Raw genomic sequence first — 14,645 nt, 5'->3', positions numbered from 1 at the left:
AGCCTTTCAGTCGTAGGCGGGGTTGCAGGCTTCGGTGTTCGCGGGGTTGCAGTCACCCGAGTCGTGGGGCGGGCAGGCATTGTGGGTGGGCGCCGGAATGCTCGCTGCGAGAGATGCCCACTCCTTCCCGCCGAACAACTCGGCAAGCCGGGTTTCCCGCACGTTGCCCGCCGGGAAGTCCCGCGCGAGCACACAGCCGGCGAGGTCTCCGTTCGGCAGGACGGCAGCCCGTCCGCGCGTGCACCGCCCGCACATCTCGTCGAGGGACGGCCCCTGCCCCGGCAGCGTGGCACGCCCGACTGCGCGAGCCCGGTCAACGACGATGAGCGTCACCCCCATGGATTCCAGCTCGGCGCGGGCTTCGGCGACGCGTTGTCCCGGCAGTACCTCCACGATTCCGGCCCGCACGGCAATCCCCCGGACGACCGCCTCCCGGATGTTGGTCCGGGTCCGGACGTAGCTTCCGGTCCGGCCCGTGATCAGGTCGTGTTCCCCGGGGTCGTCGCTGTAGTAGCTCGTCGCGAGGGTGACCCCGCCGCGGGTGAACAGTTCCCACCATGCGGGCTTCACGACGTACAGGTTGCTGTAGACCTCCACCCCCATACCGAGCGAGAGCGCCAGTTCGGCGAACTCTCGCCAGTGCGGGTGGACGGTCGGTTCGCCGCCGATGAGCTGAACGGTACGGATGCCGAGTGCGGCGGCGTCGACGACGACCGTCCGCCAGTCGGCCCGGGTCATCGTGCCGTGAGCAGCCTGCGGGCCGGACTCGGACAGGCAGTGCGTACAAGCGAGTTGGCACTTTCCCGTGATCTCCAGCTCCAGGGACCGGACACCGGCGAGCGGTTCACGGGCCGGGGAATCGATGAGCGTCGTCATGCTGTGTTCCTCTCGTACGGGTCGGGGCAACGCGGTGCGGAGGCAGGTACGGGGCCGGGGGCGGGGTGTGTCTCGGGGTGGACGGAGAGGGTGTACGTGCAGTCGGTGTCGGGGACGACGACGAGCAGCGGGTTGCCGTTCTTGATGTGGGCGTGGGCGGCCCGCTGTCCGTGCCGGTCCTGGTACCAGGCACGGAGCTCGGCGGAGTGGTCGGACCCCGGTGCTCCCGGAAGTCGCATGAAGGGCCGGACCCAGGCGGAGCGACCGGGATCGGGATCGAGCCGGTCCACGATCCACAACGCCTGCCCGCCCAGCCACCTCACCGCGAGCACGGGAGAGATGGTCCGGAAGGTGCCGAGGACGTACCGGGCCGTCCGCCCGGTGCCGTACACGGGCCCTTCGGCAACGGCCTCGCACCGGTAACTCCCGGGCTCGGCCCGTCCGTTCACGTCGGCGCTCATGCGGGGCCGCCCATCCACATCACCCACGGACGTTCGACCGTCTCGGCGAAACCGGTGTGATCGGGGTTGGCCCTCCAGTGCCCGAACGCCCACTCCTGCGCCCGGCCGGGGTCGATGAACGCGGCGGAGTACGCGCCGCACTCGTCGTCGTAGTCGTCCAGCGCGATGCACCGGAACCGGTGCGTGATGGGCGGCGCGTCCGGCTCGGTATCGGGCCGCAGCACCCACTTCATGAACCGGAACCTGCGCACGCTCACAGAATCCGCCCCGCGCTGCGGGCGTTGCACCGCGCGATCTCGGCCCGCAACCGCTCCTCGGGACTCGGCAGCCGCACGTCCGCCGGCTCCGCCTCCCACTCCGTACCGCCACTGACCGGCCGCAACGACCAGTACGGGCCGGCCACCCCACGGAACTCACCCACCCGGTCGCGATGCCCTATGTCCACCAAGAGCGTTCCACGGGACGGGACTTGAGGGGATTCCTGCCGATGTGCGGCAGTATTCTCTCCGGACACCGCCGACTCCTCTCCGTAACGGTTCCGCTACCAAGAGGGCTCAGCGTGGCCTAGAGTCAGGAACCCTTCAAGTAACCAGAATCGAAGGAAGGGACGCACGGAGGCATGGTCAACCGCAAGACGTTAGACCCCGAAGCAAGCCCCGAAGCGGCCTACGGAGCCCATATGCGCAGGCTGCGGGAAAGCCACGGCTGGAGCCAGGAAGACCTGGCCGGGCTGCTGGGTTATTCCAGCCAGCACATTTCAGCCGTTGAAACTGGTCGGAAGCCGCCGACCCTTCCGTTCTCGTCCAAGCTCGATGCCGCCTTCGGCACTGCCGGTTCTGCTGATTCGTTCGAGCGCGAGTGGCGCAAGATCCGGCACGGCGTGCTGCTGCAAGGGTTTCCCGAGTACGTGAGCTACGAGGGCCGCGCGGTGGAGATCCGGCTGTACGAAGTCGGGATCATTCCCGGTCTGCTCCAGACACCGGAATACGCACGGGTGTTGGCAGGAAGCGCCGTGCGACGAGGTGCGATTACGCCCGAGCAGGCTGCCGAACGAGTCTCGTTCCTGGCGCAGCGGCAGGCCGCCCTGGAACGGCCCCATCCCCCCATGATGTTTGTGACCATGGACGAGAGCTGCATCCGTCGACCCATCGGCGGGGCCGACGTCATGGACGCCCAACTGGCATACCTGCAAGAGTTTGCCGAGCTGCCGAACACCCTGCTCCAGGTGGCACCGTACGAGATAGGCGAGCGGCGCACGTTCGACCTGCCCGTCAATCTCCTGACGATGCCCGATCGGTCCGTGATCTGTTACGCCGAGTCCCAAGCCCAGGGACATCTCGACCGCGAGAGCACGTCCGTGCTGCCCATGTTGACGGCCTACCATCAATTGCAGGGCGAAGCGCTGTCGCCGGCAGCGTCCATGGCCATGATCAGCCAGTTGCGAAAGGGCACCCCGTGACGACCGAATCCCCCCGTTGGTTCAAGTCTTCGTACAGCAACAATGGCGGTAACTGCATCGAGGTCGCCGCCAACCTCGCCGCCCCGCACGGCGTGGTCCCCGTCCGCGACTCCAAGAACCCGGGCGGCCCGGTCCTGAACACCTCCCCCACCGCCTTCGCCGCCTTCGTCGCAGGCGTCAAGGCCGGAGAGTTCGGCGCCGCCTGACCGCCAGGTTCAGCGCAGGTGATCCAAGAACGCCCCGCCGTGCGAGCTTGAGCGCACGGCGGGGCTTCCTGCTGTTGCGGGTCGGGAGACTGCCTGGTTTCGGCCGCAGGAGTCCGCCACCGGTTCGCCCCGCCGGCCCGAAGGACACCTGGCACACCCCTCACCGACAGCTCGATCAACCCCCCGAAGGGCCTGCGGGGTCAGCCACTTGGTCGAGGCGTGCCATCTCCTCCTCCGAGAGCCGCAGCGCTCCGGCCGCCACGTTCTGGGCGAGGTGGTCCGGGTTGCCGGTTCCCGGGATCGCCAGGACGTGCGGGCCCTGTTGCAGGGTCCAGGCCAGCCGGACCTGTGCGGGGGACACACCGTGCGTGCGGGCGACGGAGCTCACCTCCTCGCTGCCGTCGGAGGCCGGGCCCGCCTCGCGGCCGGAACCGGAGATCGCGAAGAACGGAACGAAGGCGATGCCGAGTTCACCGCAGCGCCGCAGGAGCGCCCGGTCCTCGCTCGCCGCACCGATCCCGTACGGGTTCTGCACGCAGACGACCGGGGCGATGGCTCGGGCCTCGGTCAGTTGCTCGGACGTGACGTTGGAGACGCCGAGATGACGGATCAGCCCGGCGTCGCGCAACTCGGCCAACGCTCCGAAGTGTTCGCCGATCGACCCGTTCCGCCGGCTCGGCGGCACGCGCAGGTTCACCACGTCCAGGTGGTCGCGGCCGAGTTGGCGGAGGTTCTCCTCGACCTGGCCGCGCAACTGCTCCGGAGTGGCCCACCACCACGCGCCCGAGGGATCGCGCGCCGGCCAGACCTTGGTCGTGACGACCAGGTCGTCCGGGTACGGCGCCAGCGCCCGGTTGATCAGCTCGTTGGCCGAGCGTGTCGCGGAGAAGTAGAACGCGGCGGTGTCGATGTGGTTCACGCCGAGTTCGACCGCCCGCCGGAGCACGCCGATCGACTGCTCGCGGTCACGCGGCACGCCGCGGTCGAAGGGCTCGGTACCCGTCAGGCGCATCGCGCCGAACCCGACGCGGTTGACGGTCAGGTCACCGAGTCCCCATGTTCCTTCGGTTGCCGAGGTGTTCGTCTTCGGACTCATGGCATGGCTCTTCTCTTGCGGGTCGGGAAACGAGGAACCGGTGGGCGGGTGCGGCGGGTTCGGGCCGCTCGGGGGGCGAGCGCCTCACCACGGGCCCACCGGTGCCGGGGAGGGCCCCGGGCATGAAAAAAGCCTCCCCGACGGATTGGAATCCGCGCCGAGAAGGCTCATCTGCTGGTCGGCATTCTAGCAGGCGGGCAACCGAGGAGTCCGTCGGCAGGTCGTCGGACCTGGGGGCTGCAGGATGGCGTCCGCGAAGAGCGGGGCACCGTTGCGGCGGTGCCGGTCCCGCAGTTCGTCCAGGCAGATTCTGGCGGTGCCGGTCGTCAGCCGGGCCGACGGGTTCTCGATCGTCGGTGTGGACCGGGCGGGGGCGGCCCGATGTCGCGCGGCCACTGCTCGGCCTGTTCCACCACGTCGTCGGAGATCGTCATGGTGGAACAGTCGAAGCCGGTCGTCCCGGACCCGTGCACCCGGTCGCCGTCGACCACGGCACGTGGCACAGCCGATCTGTTCCTCGAAGGCCGAACCGCTGAGGATCGCGCGTCGCCCCGTCATGCGCGGAACGCCGAGGGGCCGGCATTGATACGCCCGGTACGGCGCGCGGCATGACCCTTCGCACCGCGCTGCGGCTCGCTCCCGGCGAACGGAGTGCATGGCTCCTCGATCAGGCGGTCAGCCTCGACGGGACCGAGGTCCCGGGCCCCAATGCCGTGCGCGTCCCACTGCGCCGCAAGTGAGCCGGCATCGCCGGGGAAACGGCCCGCGAGCCGGCCCTCAGCTGCGCTGGACGGCGAACATCTCCAGGTGTCCGCAGGTGGGACAACGGTAGGCATCGATCTGCCAGTGCGGCCGGCCCATCCGCTTGGCACCGCCCAGTGGGCCTCTCTCCAGCGCGCCCGCGATCCACTGCGCGAACCCGCGAGAGCCTTGTCCGGAGTCCTCGATGAAGCCCGGCTCCAGCCCCACCGCCCCGCATTGGGTGCACCGTACGTTGTTCATCGTGGGAGTGTAGACGGCGGCTACGGAAGCGGCCCGACGGTGCTCACGCGTCCGGGTGCGGGGTACGGATGCCGTCGATGATCCGAGTCCAGTTGTCGCCGCCGTGACCGTCCTCAATCGCTCGGAGGTAATGGCGCCGGACCGCGCGGGGCAGGGCGAGGTCGATGCCCGCCCTCTCGCTTGCCTCGACGATGTGGTCGGCAGTCGCACCCATCATGGTCGCGGTGCTGAGGTCGCCCGGGTGCACGCCGGCGTCGATCTGAGCAGCCGGGTTCTCGCCTGCTTCCAGCATGGCCGGGAGGCCGACCAGGGTCGGCATCAGCTCCGGGAAGGCATCGCTCGCCTTGAGGCCCGCCGACTGCAGCAGTGCGACGGCATGCATGAGTGACGACAGCGTGGTGAGGAACACGTCGAGGTTGGCCAGGTACATCAGCTGGGCCAGGCCCGGATCCTCCCCGAGGTAGCGCGGCGTCCCGATCCGGGCAAGTGTCCCGCTGTGCTGGTCCATCACCTCGCTCGGCCCGCTGTAGTACGCGTACGCCGCCTCGGCGCCGACCATCTCCGCCGGCACCATCACGCCGCCGGTGAGGAACGCCGCCCCGTGCTCGGCGGCCCAGGCCGCGGCCTCGCGGCTGCGGTCCGGGGTGTCGGAGCTGAGATTGGCCAGGGTTCGCCCGCGCAGAGACGCCGTCGCGCCACCCAGGACGTCCCACATCGCCTGGTAGTCGGTCAGGCTGAGGATGATCAGGTCGGAGGCCTCGACGGCCTCCGTCGGCGTGGCGGCGAGTCGTGCCCCTGCCGCGACGACCTCTTCGGCACGACGTGGCGTGCGGTTCCACACCGTGACCGGGTGCCCGGCCCCGATGAGAGTTCGGACCATTGCCCGGCCCATCGGCCCGAGGCCGATCACGGTGACAGGTGAGCGAGTGGACATGCGTGAAACTCCTTGGAGGCAGGGAGGCTTGATCACTTGCGGACCCAGTCTTGCCACCGCGACCATCACTCGGAAGTACCCACCGAATAGTGGGGTACGCACCTTTTGGTAAGTACCCCACGCGCCCGAACCGAACGAGGTGTGCATGTCTGGCCGTCGAGGTCCCTACATCTGCGGGATCGATGCCGCACTGGATGTCGTGAGCGGAAAGTGGAAGGGGCTCGTCCTGTGGGAGCTGCATGACCACGGCACCCGCCGCTTCGCCGAACTGCGGCGAGCGCTCACCGGGGTGAGCGAGAAGATGCTCACCCAGCACCTCCGCCAGATGGAGGAGGACGGACTCATCCACCGCAAGGTCTACGCAGAAGTACCGCCGAAGGTCGAGTACTCGCTCACGGAAGCAGGCGCCGCACTCAACGAGGCTCTGCTCCCGCTCGGCGCCTGGGGAAGGGAACGGCTTCGTCGGGACAGTCTCGAAGTCGCGGAGCCCCCTCGATCGACGACGTCGACAACGTCCTGACCTGCAACACCAGTCGAGGCCGCCGACGGTGGGACGACAACGAAGACCTTCTCCACGCCCCGGGAACGAGTGTCACGGAGTGCGGTCACGGCCGGGCCGGGCGCCTGGCGAACCGGGCGCCCGGCAGACCGGGGCCGAGGGGCCGATGCCCCTGCGGACTTCCGTCACCCGTGCCGGAACGGGGATCCCGTCACTTGCGCCAGAACAGGTGGTGCGTCACACCGCTCGGGCTGGGCACGACGTCGAGGTGGAACCGGTCGAGCAGTTCGTCGGGGGACTCCCAGAGCCGCGAACCGGCTCCGAGCTTCACCGGCGAGACGGCCACGTGCAGGGTGTCGACGAGGTCGGCTTCGAGGAACTGCCGGACGGTCGTGGCCCCGCCGCCGAGGCGGACGTCCTTGCCCTGCGCCGCTTCCCGCGCCATCGCGAGGACCGCGGCCGGTTCGTCGTCGACGAAGTGGAACGTGGTGTCGGAGAGCGTGAACGAAGGGCGCGTGTGGTGGGTCATCACGAACACCGGGGTGCGGAACGGGGGTTCGTCGCCCCACCAGCCGAGCCAGTCGTGGTTCTCCCAGGGGCCCTGCTGGGGCCCGAACTTGTTGCGGCCCATGATCTCGGCGCCGATGTTGTGCGCGAAGTCCCGGGTGAGGTAGTCGTCGAGGCCGCGGCTCCCGCCGGGGTCGGTGCGGTTGGGCCAGCTCGCCGTGGCCCCGGCCCAGCTGAACATGGGTTCCGGATCGGCGTGCCCGAACGGCCTCTCCACGCTCTGGCCCACCCCGGCGCCGAACCCGTCGCTCGAAACGTTGAAGTTCTGGACCTTCAGCAGTTGTTCCACGTGCTTTCTCCTGCTCTTGCGCTCTTCGGTGGTTCGGCAGTGATGAGACTGTCCGGTCCGGGAAAACTCATCGGCGGCGGCCCGGCCGGTCAGTGGTCGGCGATCCGCTTCTCGAACCAGTGGTGGGCGTACGGCTCGTCGTTGAAGGGCTCGACTTCCTGGAAGCCGAAGGAGTGGTACAGGTTGATCGCGGCGTCGAGCGCCTTGTTGGTGTCCAGCCGCAATGTCTCGCAGCCGTGCCGGACGGCCCGTGCCTCCAGTTCGGCCAGGAACCGGCGGCCGAGGCCGAGCCTACGGGCCCGGGGGGCGACCCACATGCGTTTGATCTCCGCCGGGCCGCCGGGCGGCAGCTTCACCCCGGCACAGCCGACGGGTTCGCCGTGCAGCCGGGCGACCAGGAACAGGCCCCGGGGCGACCTGAGTTCACCCGCGTCGGGCAGCAGGCTGCGCGCGGGGTCGAAGCCGGTCTCGAAGAGTGCCCGCACCTCGTCGAAGTAGGACGACAGGCAGTGCCGGGCGTCGGGGTGGCCGGGATCGACGACGTCCAGGGCGACCGTCGCGGCGGTCAGCAGCCGGTCGACCTCGGCCATGGCCGCGACCAGCCGGGCGCGTTGTGCGGGGTTGAGGGGTTCGAGGAGGGAACCGGCCAGCTCGTCGCTGCGGCCGTCGATCAGTGCGCGCTCCGCCCGGCCCTTCCCGGTGAGCCGCACCGTGCGCACGCGCCTGTCCCCAGGGTGCGGCTCCACCGTCACCAGGCCGTCGGTCTCCAGGGAGCGCAGCAGCCGGCTGACGTACCCGGAGTCGAGCCCGAGGCGCTCGCGCAGACGCCGCACGTCCAGGCCCTGCTCGCCGATCTCCCAGAGCAGCCGGGCCTCGCCGATCGGCCGGTCCCGGCCCAGGTAGTGGTCGTGGAGCACGCCCACGCGTTCGGTGACGGTGCGGTTGAACCGCCGTACCTGTTCGATCTGCGCATCCATTCTCTGACCTTAGTCAGAGAATGGATGCGCAGCCAGGGGGACGTCCCGCCCGACCGGTCAGTCCTCCACCACGTCCTGGGGGTACCAGCGCAGCTCGACGGTGTTGCCGTCCGGGTCCCGGACGTACACCGACTGCGCCTCGCCCCGGGCGCCGGAGCGGGAGACCGGGCCCTCCAGCACGGTGAAGACGCCCGAGTCGATGACCTCCTGCCAGTCCAGCGGCTCGACGACCAGGCAGATGTGGTCGACGTTCGACTCATGGCGCGACCGGCCCAGCAGATCGATGATCATCGTCGGGCTGACCCGTACCGACGGGAACGGGAACGTGCCCGCCCGCCACTCGTCCACCTTCATCGGTTCCAGGCCGAGAAGGCCGCAGTAGAACTCCAGGGACCGCTCGACGTCCTGCACGTTGAGCACCAGATGATCGAAGTCCTTCACTCTCACTCGCACGTACGGCCTTTCCATCGCTCGAAAGCGGTTCGGTTCGGTTCGGTTCACATGTCTCAGGGGGCCGGAGGCGCCGGAGGCCAGGGGATGCCGGCCAGCAGGGGCAGCAACTGCTCCTCCTCGTGGTCGAGGTGCGCGTTCAGCTCCGTGGACATCCTGTCGAGTTCGGCCCGGAAGCGCTCGGGGTCGGCGATCGCGATGTCCGCCAGGAGGGTCACCAGTTCGCCCTGGAGGCGGGCGACCGTGCGGTGCTCCTCGGCGAGCCGGTCGAAGGTGGCGGTCAGGTGCGGGTGGTACCGGGCGATCCCGGGGAACAGGTGCGCGTCCTCGCTGGTGTGGTGGAACTCCAGGGTCTGGCAGAACGCCAGGCAGCGCTGCCGGATCTGGAGCCCGAGCCCCGGGGCCGGGGGCGTGCCGGGGCCCCGGTGGGCGGCCCGTGCCGCGAAGTGGGCCTCCACCTCCGCCCGTACCTGGCGCAGCTGGTCGCGCAGCCAGGTGTGGACCTCCATGAGCTTGTCGGCGAGGGTGGTGATCTCGCGGGCCGGCTCCCAGCCGTCGGGCTCGGCGCGCTCCAGTGCCACGACCGGCAGGAGCCGGGTGGTGGCGGCCTGGTAGTCGGCGTATCCGGGGGCCGCCCGCACGACGTGTTCGAACAGTTCCTCGCGCCGCTCCCCCTCCGCGGGGACCGCGAGGGCCTCGAACGTACGGGTGCCGACCTCCACCCGGACCACGGGGTGGGCGAGCAGGTTGTGGTACCAGGCCGGGTGGTTCGGGGCACCTGAATTGGAGCCGACGACCAGCAGCGTGTCGCCGTGGCGTACGTAGCCGAGGGGCGTGGTGGTCTCCTTGCCGGACCTGGCGCCGGTGGTGGTCAGCAGGAGCAGGTCCCCGCCCTCGAAGGGACCGCCGACCTTTCCTTCGTTGGCACGGAACTCCTCCATGACGGACTGGTTGAACGGTGTGGGCATACGGGTCTGCGTCTCCATGGGTCCGGCGCGGCCGAAGCCGCGATGAGCTGCGGGAACGGGTGAACTGATGAGCTACGGGAATGCTGGTGAGCTACGGGAACGGGTGGGCGCGGCACGCGGTGGCACACCGGTCGCGGACGACGGACGGACCCCATGACGCGCCGCACGGCCTCCGGCGCCGGACGCGGGGCGCGGACGGCGTCGGGGCGGGAACGGGAGCGGGACGGGGTGCCCGGCGCGAAATCACGGAACGCGGAACCCGGAAGCGGGGCGCGGGGCGCGGACGATGACGTGCGGCTGTGCCGCCACGTCGGGCGCCGGCGTCAGATGCAGGGCGTGGAGTACGAACTCATGAGGGCCCCCTCGTATGAATGGTGTTCGCCCGACCACCGGCCGGCCCACTGCTCTTGGCCGGCGTCACGTGACACCGCGCCCATTACACGCATTCCGGCGGGGACCTGTCAACGCGGGCCCGGTGGCCCGCCGGGCGCTCCTACGCTTGTGCCATGCGCATTCCGCCCGCACATGCCCTTGTCGCCACCGACCTGGACGGCACGCTGCTGCGCCGCGACGACACCGTGAGCCCCCGCACCCGTGCGGCGCTCGCCCTGGCCGCCCGCGCCGGGGCCCGGCACCTCGTGGTCACCGGGCGGCCCGTGCCCGGGATACGCACACTGCTCGCCGGGCTGGGGTACCGGGGGCCGGCGGTCTGCGGGCAGGGCACCCAGCTGTACGACGCCGGGTCCGGGCGGCTGGTGCGCACGGTCACCCTGGACCGGGAGGCAGCCGACACCGCGCTCGGCAAGATCGAGGCCCAGGTGGGGCCGGTCTTCGCGGCCGTGGACCAGGACGGGCCCGAGGGCCGCACACTGATCGAGCCGGGCTACCGGATGCCCCATCCGACGCTCCCCGCCCAACGGACCCGCCACCGCCACGAGTTGTGGTCCGCGCCCGTGGTCAAGGTCCTCGTCCGGCATCCGGAGCTCACCGACGAGGCGCTGGCCGAGGCGGCCCGCAACGTCGTCGGCGGCCTCGCCACCGTCACGCACTCCGGCCCCGGCACGGTCGAACTGCAGCCGTACGGGGTCGACAAGGGGACCGGTCTCGCGCTGGCCGCCGAGTACCTCGGGGTGGCCGCGGACACCGCGATCGCCTTCGGGGACATGCCCAACGACCTGCCCCTGTTCCGTGCGGCCGGCCACGGCGTCGCCATGGCCAACGCCCATCCGGACCTCCGGACCGCGGCGGACGAGGTGACGGCGTCGAACGAGGACGACGGGGTCGCGAAGGTGCTGGAGCGGGTGTTCGGCTGAGCAGAAGCCGGAGTGGGCCGGGGTGGACCGGGCCGGGGCGCGGAGGGGCTGCTGCCGCCGAACGGCCCGTACCGGCCGGCAGCGGGAAGCCGGAACGACCTCAGAGCGCCATCAGGCAGTACAGCCGGTGCGGCTCGCTCCGGGACACGGCCGCCTCGGCCAGGTCCGCCAGTCTCCCGAGGAAGTCGGCCAGCTCCTCGGGCCGGGCCTGTCCGTCGAACTCCTCGATGCGCGACCAGGGTTCGGCCACCGCCGCGAAGCCCCCGGGTCTCGCGGCCACGAGGGCGTCACGCAGTTCGTCGGTGAGCGTGACCAGCCAGCAGGACTCGTCCTCGGGAGAGCTGAGCAGCCGGTTGAAGCGCGGCAGCGACGTGATGTCGTCGTACGGCGTGCCGGTGAGCAGGCTCTCGGACTGTCCCAACTGCACGTACGGGTCGATCCCCTTGACCGGGAGCACCGGCAGTCCGGCGGCCCCGGCCCCCTGGCCGAACGCCGTCAGGGCCGTCGGGTCGTCCGGCGCGCTGAAGTAGTCGTACAGGTTTCCCATGTACGCATGCTCGCACGGCCCTCTGACAACGGCCCCGGACGCGGCACACGGCCCTCCGCCCTCAGCCTTCCGGCAGCGTGTCCGGGCACGGGTCGTCGTCCTCCGAAAGCCGGTCCGGGCACGACCGCGCCCTCCGCCCTCAGGGTTCCGGCGGTGCCCCGATCGCCCGCAGCACGTGTGCGACCAGGGCCGCGATCTCCGCCTCGTCCTGGATCGGCTTGCGCAGGACGTGGCGGTAGTACATCGGTCCGTACAACAGCTCCACGGCCAGCGGGAGATCGGCGTCCGGCGGGATCTGGCCCTGCTCCTGGGCCCGGCGCAGACGGGCCACGGCCTGCTCGAAGCGGGGGTCGATCAGCTTCGACCTGACGGCCTCGGTGAGGACGTCGTCGTGGTGCATCTCGGAGAGGATCCCGGAGTACGCGGGGCCGAAGGGCGGCGTGGAGATGAGCTTCACCGCGCCCATCACATTGCTCCGCAGGTCGGCGGCGATGTCCCCGGTGTCGGCGAACGGTGTCGCGTCCACCAGCGCCTCGGTGAACGCCTCCAGGATCACCGCGCTCTTCGACGGCCACCAGCGGTAGATCGTCTTCTTGCTGACGCCCGCCCTGGCCGCGATGGCCTCGACGGTGACGCGCCCGTACCCCTTCTCCGTGCACAGTTCGAGGGCGGCCTCCAGGGTCGCCCTGCGTGATCTCTCGCTGCGGCGCAGGGAACTCGGCGATGTGATCATTCGGTGAGCATAGGGGGGTTTGAACCGGGCCTTGTTGACAGCCTGTCGCCAGGGATCGAACAATATCCAGGCGGAAACGGAACGTGCCGTGTCGTGTCGTTCCGGTGAGCCGCACCGTTCGTGCCGTTCGTGCCGCGACGAGCCGATCGGGGGACGGCTCGCCCGGCCGACGGTACGGGCGGCAGCCGTCCCCGCGCGTCAGGCGGTGACGTCCTTCGTCGTGAAACGGGCCCAGGCCGCCGAGCCGAACACCGCCGCGTACAAGCCTTGAAGCCCCAGGTTCTTGACCACCTCGTCCCAGTAGACGGGGGCCCGCATCAGGTCCGCGTACGACATCCAGTGGTGCGGGAAGAGGTAGGGGTGAATTCCGCTCAACTGCGGGATGCCGTCCACGATCTGGACGGTGATGAGTATCCCGACGGTGGTGGCCATGGCCGCGATGCCGCTGCCGGTGAGCGTCGAGACGAACAGGCCGACGGCCGCGAATCCGGCCAGTGACGCCGCGACCACCACCGCGACCAGTCCGGCCCGCAGCAGTCCCTCGCCGAAGCCGATCCGGGTCCCCGAGATGGTCGTGACCTCACCGACGGGGAAGAGCAGCACGCCCACGGCGAGTGCGGACAGGGCCACGACCAGGGTCGCGACCAGGCAGAACACCAGCACCGAGGCGTACTTCGTCAGCAGCAGCCGGGTCCGCCCCGCCGGGGCGACCAGCAGGTAGCGCAGCGTTCCGGCGTTGGCCTCGCCCGCGACCGAGTCCCCGGCGACGACGCCGACGGCCATCGGCAGGAAGACCGGGAGCGTCACGGCGAGGGCCGCGAAGACCAGGAAGAGCCCGTTGTTGGTGACCTGGGAGAGGAACGCCGGGCCCCCGCCCCCGCCCGGTCCGTGCGAGGAGTCGCCGCCCGTCTCGATGCGCACCGCGATGCCGATCAGCACGGGTACGGCGGCCAGTACCCCGAGCAGGGCCAGGGTGCGCCAGCGGCGGAAGGTGGTGACCAGCTCGGAGCGCAGGATTCCGAAGGTCCACAACGGGTTGCGCGCCCGGGGCGCCGCCGGGGGTGCGCTGTCGCCCCGCGATGCCGCCGGGGGTGCTGCCGGGGACGCGCCTTCAGCCCGGGGCGCCGCCGGGGGCGCGCTCTCCACCTGCGACGCCGCCGGGGGCGTGCTTTCAGCCTGCGACATCGAAACCCTCTCCGGTGAGTGCGACAAAGGCGTCCTCCAACGAGGCCCGTTCGACGCCGAAGGACCGCAGCCGCACCCCGGCGTGGACCAGGGCCGCGCTGAGGTCGGCGAGTTCGACGTCGCCCGGCGGGGCCTCGGCGCTCACCCGGTCGCCGTCGGCGGTGACCCCGGTGACGCCCAGCTCCTTCAGGATCCGGACGGCGTCGCCCGGGTCGGGGGTGGTGACGGTCAGCCGGCCGCGGGTGCCCGCCGCCAGCTCCGCGACCGGGCCCTGGACGATCAGCCGGCCCCGGGCCATCACCGCGGCGTGCGTGCAGACCTGTTCGATCTCGTCGAGGAGGTGCGAGGAGAGGAAGACCGTGGTGCCCTCCGCCGCCAGTTCCCTGACCAGGGCGCGGATCTCCCGCATGCCTTGCGGGTCCAGACCATTGGTCGGCTCGTCGAGGACGAGCAGGCGGCGCGGCTGGAGCAGGGCGGCGGCGAGCCCGAGGCGCTGCTTCATGCCCAGGGAGTACGCCTTGGCCTTCTTGCCGGCCGCCGCGGCCAGCCCGACCCGCTCCAGGGCCTGCCCCACCCGGGCCCGGCGGGTGCGCGGGTCGGCGGTCGGGTCGGCGGAGTCGTACCGCAGCAGATTGTCCCGGCCGCTCAGGAAGCCGTACGGCGCGGGCCCCTCGATCAACGCGCCGACCTGCGGGAGCACGGTGCGGGCGGCGTCCGGCACGGGGTGGCCGAGGAGCCGCGCGGTGCCGGACGTCGGGGCGATCAGGCCCATCAGCATCCGGATGGTGGTGGTCTTGCCCGAGCCGTTGGGGCCGAGGAAGCCGAAGACGCTGCCGCCGGGAACGCTGAGGTCGAGGCCGTCCACGGCGAGCTGCCCGCCGCGGTAGCGCTTGCTGAGCCCCCGGGTCTCGATCACGGCCTCCGGGCCGTCAGCGGTCCCCGGGCCGTCGAACGCCCCCGGTCCGGGGATCACTCCCGGCTCGGGAACCCCCTTCGGATCGACCGCGGTCCCGGGCTCTGTCATGCGTGCTCCCCATGGGTCGGCAGGGTTCGTCCGGCCGTGCGGGGCGGGCGCCCCCGGGC

Annotated in this window: 20 protein-coding genes and 1 pseudogene; 5 read left to right on the top strand and 16 right to left on the bottom strand. The window is 70.8% G+C overall.

Features of this window, described 5'->3' with window-relative positions; genetic code table 11:
* Positions 1–6: 6 nt before the first annotated feature.
* The 4 genes from ACWCXX_RS03840 to ACWCXX_RS03825 are packed head-to-tail and all read right to left on the bottom strand — an operon-like array spanning position 7 to position 1,851.
* Entirely contained in the window at positions 7–876 is an 870-nt protein-coding gene (locus tag ACWCXX_RS03840) for a radical SAM protein (RefSeq protein WP_451123972.1), read from the bottom strand.
* Positions 873–1,337, bottom strand: a complete 465-nt coding sequence (locus ACWCXX_RS03835) for a hypothetical protein (protein WP_451123970.1) — start codon at positions 1,335–1,337, stop codon at positions 873–875. Before ACWCXX_RS03835 ends, ACWCXX_RS03840 begins: the two co-directional genes overlap by 4 nt.
* Positions 1,334–1,588 (bottom strand): DUF7848 domain-containing protein, encoded by a 255-nt coding sequence (locus ACWCXX_RS03830; RefSeq protein WP_451123968.1) that lies wholly within the window; start codon positions 1,586–1,588, stop codon positions 1,334–1,336. Before ACWCXX_RS03830 ends, ACWCXX_RS03835 begins: the two co-directional genes overlap by 4 nt.
* Before the next feature lie 2 nt (positions 1,589–1,590).
* Positions 1,591–1,851 (bottom strand): hypothetical protein, encoded by a 261-nt coding sequence (locus tag ACWCXX_RS03825; RefSeq protein WP_451123966.1) that lies wholly within the window; start codon positions 1,849–1,851, stop codon positions 1,591–1,593.
* A gap of 105 nt (positions 1,852–1,956) precedes the next feature.
* On the opposite strand from ACWCXX_RS03825, the gene ACWCXX_RS03820 reads away from it, so the two are divergent.
* A complete protein-coding gene (locus tag ACWCXX_RS03820; RefSeq protein ID WP_451123964.1) occupies positions 1,957–2,796 on the top strand; it encodes a helix-turn-helix domain-containing protein in 840 nt (279 codons plus the stop codon).
* Entirely contained in the window at positions 2,793–3,002 is a 210-nt protein-coding gene (locus tag ACWCXX_RS03815) for a DUF397 domain-containing protein (protein WP_451123962.1), read from the top strand. The genes ACWCXX_RS03820 and ACWCXX_RS03815 overlap by 4 nt, the downstream gene beginning before the upstream one ends.
* Positions 3,003–3,177: 175 nt before the next feature.
* Here ACWCXX_RS03815 and ACWCXX_RS03810 read toward each other — a convergent pair whose 3' ends face one another.
* Both ACWCXX_RS03810 and ACWCXX_RS03805 read right to left on the bottom strand, forming a co-directional pair.
* On the bottom strand, positions 3,178–4,098 hold the full coding sequence (locus ACWCXX_RS03810) for an oxidoreductase (RefSeq protein WP_451123960.1): 921 nt from the start codon (positions 4,096–4,098) through the stop codon (positions 3,178–3,180).
* A gap of 377 nt (positions 4,099–4,475) precedes the next feature.
* Positions 4,476–4,656 (bottom strand): annotated as a pseudogene (locus tag ACWCXX_RS03805) (Rid family hydrolase); the annotation flags it as partial.
* A gap of 50 nt (positions 4,657–4,706) precedes the next feature.
* On the opposite strand from ACWCXX_RS03805, the gene ACWCXX_RS03800 reads away from it, so the two are divergent.
* Positions 4,707–4,838, top strand: coding sequence for a hypothetical protein (locus ACWCXX_RS03800; RefSeq protein ID WP_451123958.1), 132 nt, complete (start codon positions 4,707–4,709; stop codon positions 4,836–4,838).
* 37 nt (positions 4,839–4,875) lie between these two features.
* Here the strand turns inward: ACWCXX_RS03800 and ACWCXX_RS03795 are convergent, their stop codons facing one another.
* Positions 4,876–5,100, bottom strand: coding sequence for a hypothetical protein (locus ACWCXX_RS03795; protein ID WP_451123956.1), 225 nt, complete (start codon positions 5,098–5,100; stop codon positions 4,876–4,878).
* Between the two features lie 43 nt (positions 5,101–5,143).
* Positions 5,144–6,034, bottom strand: coding sequence for an NAD(P)-dependent oxidoreductase (locus ACWCXX_RS03790; protein ID WP_451123954.1), 891 nt, complete (start codon positions 6,032–6,034; stop codon positions 5,144–5,146).
* A 145-nt stretch (positions 6,035–6,179) separates the two neighbouring features.
* Here ACWCXX_RS03790 and ACWCXX_RS03785 point away from each other — a divergent pair, with 145 nt between their 5' ends.
* Positions 6,180–6,554: a winged helix-turn-helix transcriptional regulator gene (locus ACWCXX_RS03785; protein ID WP_451123952.1), complete on the top strand. Its 375-nt coding sequence runs from the start codon at positions 6,180–6,182 to the stop codon at positions 6,552–6,554.
* Between the two features lie 190 nt (positions 6,555–6,744).
* Here the strand turns inward: ACWCXX_RS03785 and ACWCXX_RS03780 are convergent, their stop codons facing one another.
* From ACWCXX_RS03780 to ACWCXX_RS03765, 4 genes are all read right to left on the bottom strand, one after another.
* Positions 6,745–7,389, bottom strand: a complete 645-nt coding sequence (locus ACWCXX_RS03780; protein WP_451123950.1) for a dihydrofolate reductase family protein — start codon at positions 7,387–7,389, stop codon at positions 6,745–6,747.
* 89 nt (positions 7,390–7,478) lie between these two features.
* Complete coding sequence (locus tag ACWCXX_RS03775; RefSeq protein WP_451123948.1) at positions 7,479–8,366, bottom strand: bifunctional helix-turn-helix transcriptional regulator/GNAT family N-acetyltransferase; 888 nt, start codon at positions 8,364–8,366, stop codon at positions 7,479–7,481.
* A gap of 57 nt (positions 8,367–8,423) precedes the next feature.
* Positions 8,424–8,813: a VOC family protein gene (locus ACWCXX_RS03770; RefSeq protein ID WP_451124370.1), complete on the bottom strand. Its 390-nt coding sequence runs from the start codon at positions 8,811–8,813 to the stop codon at positions 8,424–8,426.
* 59 nt (positions 8,814–8,872) lie between these two features.
* The gene (locus ACWCXX_RS03765) at positions 8,873–9,784 is read right to left on the bottom strand and encodes a nitroreductase/quinone reductase family protein (protein WP_451123946.1); all 912 of its coding nucleotides are present in this window, start codon (positions 9,782–9,784) and stop codon (positions 8,873–8,875) included.
* Between the two features lie 506 nt (positions 9,785–10,290).
* Here ACWCXX_RS03765 and ACWCXX_RS03760 point away from each other — a divergent pair.
* Positions 10,291–11,097 carry an HAD family hydrolase gene (locus tag ACWCXX_RS03760; RefSeq protein ID WP_451123944.1) on the top strand — a complete coding sequence of 269 codons (807 nt, stop codon included), beginning with the start codon at positions 10,291–10,293 and terminating at the stop codon, positions 11,095–11,097.
* Positions 11,098–11,197: 100 nt separating this feature from the next.
* Here ACWCXX_RS03760 and ACWCXX_RS03755 read toward each other — a convergent pair whose 3' ends face one another.
* From ACWCXX_RS03755 to ACWCXX_RS03740, 4 genes are all read right to left on the bottom strand, one after another.
* On the bottom strand, positions 11,198–11,644 hold the full coding sequence (locus tag ACWCXX_RS03755) for a hypothetical protein (protein ID WP_451123942.1): 447 nt from the start codon (positions 11,642–11,644) through the stop codon (positions 11,198–11,200).
* Positions 11,645–11,783: 139 nt separating this feature from the next.
* Entirely contained in the window at positions 11,784–12,377 is a 594-nt protein-coding gene (locus ACWCXX_RS03750) for a TetR/AcrR family transcriptional regulator (protein ID WP_451123940.1), read from the bottom strand.
* Positions 12,378–12,575: 198 nt separating this feature from the next.
* On the bottom strand, positions 12,576–13,562 hold the full coding sequence (locus ACWCXX_RS03745) for an ABC transporter permease (protein ID WP_451123938.1): 987 nt from the start codon (positions 13,560–13,562) through the stop codon (positions 12,576–12,578).
* On the bottom strand, positions 13,549–14,586 hold the full coding sequence (locus ACWCXX_RS03740) for an ATP-binding cassette domain-containing protein (RefSeq protein ID WP_451123936.1): 1,038 nt from the start codon (positions 14,584–14,586) through the stop codon (positions 13,549–13,551). The genes ACWCXX_RS03745 and ACWCXX_RS03740 overlap by 14 nt, the downstream gene beginning before the upstream one ends.
* Positions 14,587–14,645: the final 59 nt, after the last annotated feature.

The sequence above is a fragment of the Streptomyces sp. NPDC001732 genome (assembly GCF_053596315.1).
This window is presented reverse-complemented; position numbering and strand designations above follow the sequence as displayed.

Bases quoted from the DNA above. Each gene is read 5' to 3' on its own strand.
- ACWCXX_RS03840 (WP_451123972.1), bottom strand. From the start codon at position 876: ATGACGACGCTCATCGATTCCCCGGCCCGTGAACCGCTCGCCGGTGTC.
- ACWCXX_RS03835 (WP_451123970.1), bottom strand. From the start codon at position 1,337: ATGAGCGCCGACGTGAACGGACGGGCCGAGCCCGGGAGTTACCGGTGC.
- ACWCXX_RS03820 (WP_451123964.1), top strand. From the start codon at position 1,957: ATGGTCAACCGCAAGACGTTAGACCCCGAAGCAAGCCCCGAAGCGGCC.
- ACWCXX_RS03810 (WP_451123960.1), bottom strand. From the start codon at position 4,098: ATGAGTCCGAAGACGAACACCTCGGCAACCGAAGGAACATGGGGACTC.
- ACWCXX_RS03800 (WP_451123958.1), top strand. From the start codon at position 4,707: ATGACCCTTCGCACCGCGCTGCGGCTCGCTCCCGGCGAACGGAGTGCA.
- ACWCXX_RS03795 (WP_451123956.1), bottom strand. From the start codon at position 5,100: ATGAACAACGTACGGTGCACCCAATGCGGGGCGGTGGGGCTGGAGCCG.
- ACWCXX_RS03790 (WP_451123954.1), bottom strand. From the start codon at position 6,034: ATGTCCACTCGCTCACCTGTCACCGTGATCGGCCTCGGGCCGATGGGC.
- ACWCXX_RS03785 (WP_451123952.1), top strand. From the start codon at position 6,180: ATGTCTGGCCGTCGAGGTCCCTACATCTGCGGGATCGATGCCGCACTG.
- ACWCXX_RS03775 (WP_451123948.1), bottom strand. From the start codon at position 8,366: ATGGATGCGCAGATCGAACAGGTACGGCGGTTCAACCGCACCGTCACC.
- ACWCXX_RS03765 (WP_451123946.1), bottom strand. From the start codon at position 9,784: ATGCCCACACCGTTCAACCAGTCCGTCATGGAGGAGTTCCGTGCCAAC.
- ACWCXX_RS03760 (WP_451123944.1), top strand. From the start codon at position 10,291: ATGCGCATTCCGCCCGCACATGCCCTTGTCGCCACCGACCTGGACGGC.
- ACWCXX_RS03755 (WP_451123942.1), bottom strand. From the start codon at position 11,644: ATGGGAAACCTGTACGACTACTTCAGCGCGCCGGACGACCCGACGGCC.
- ACWCXX_RS03750 (WP_451123940.1), bottom strand. From the start codon at position 12,377: ATGATCACATCGCCGAGTTCCCTGCGCCGCAGCGAGAGATCACGCAGG.
- ACWCXX_RS03745 (WP_451123938.1), bottom strand. From the start codon at position 13,562: ATGTCGCAGGCTGAAAGCACGCCCCCGGCGGCGTCGCAGGTGGAGAGC.
- ACWCXX_RS03740 (WP_451123936.1), bottom strand. From the start codon at position 14,586: ATGACAGAGCCCGGGACCGCGGTCGATCCGAAGGGGGTTCCCGAGCCG.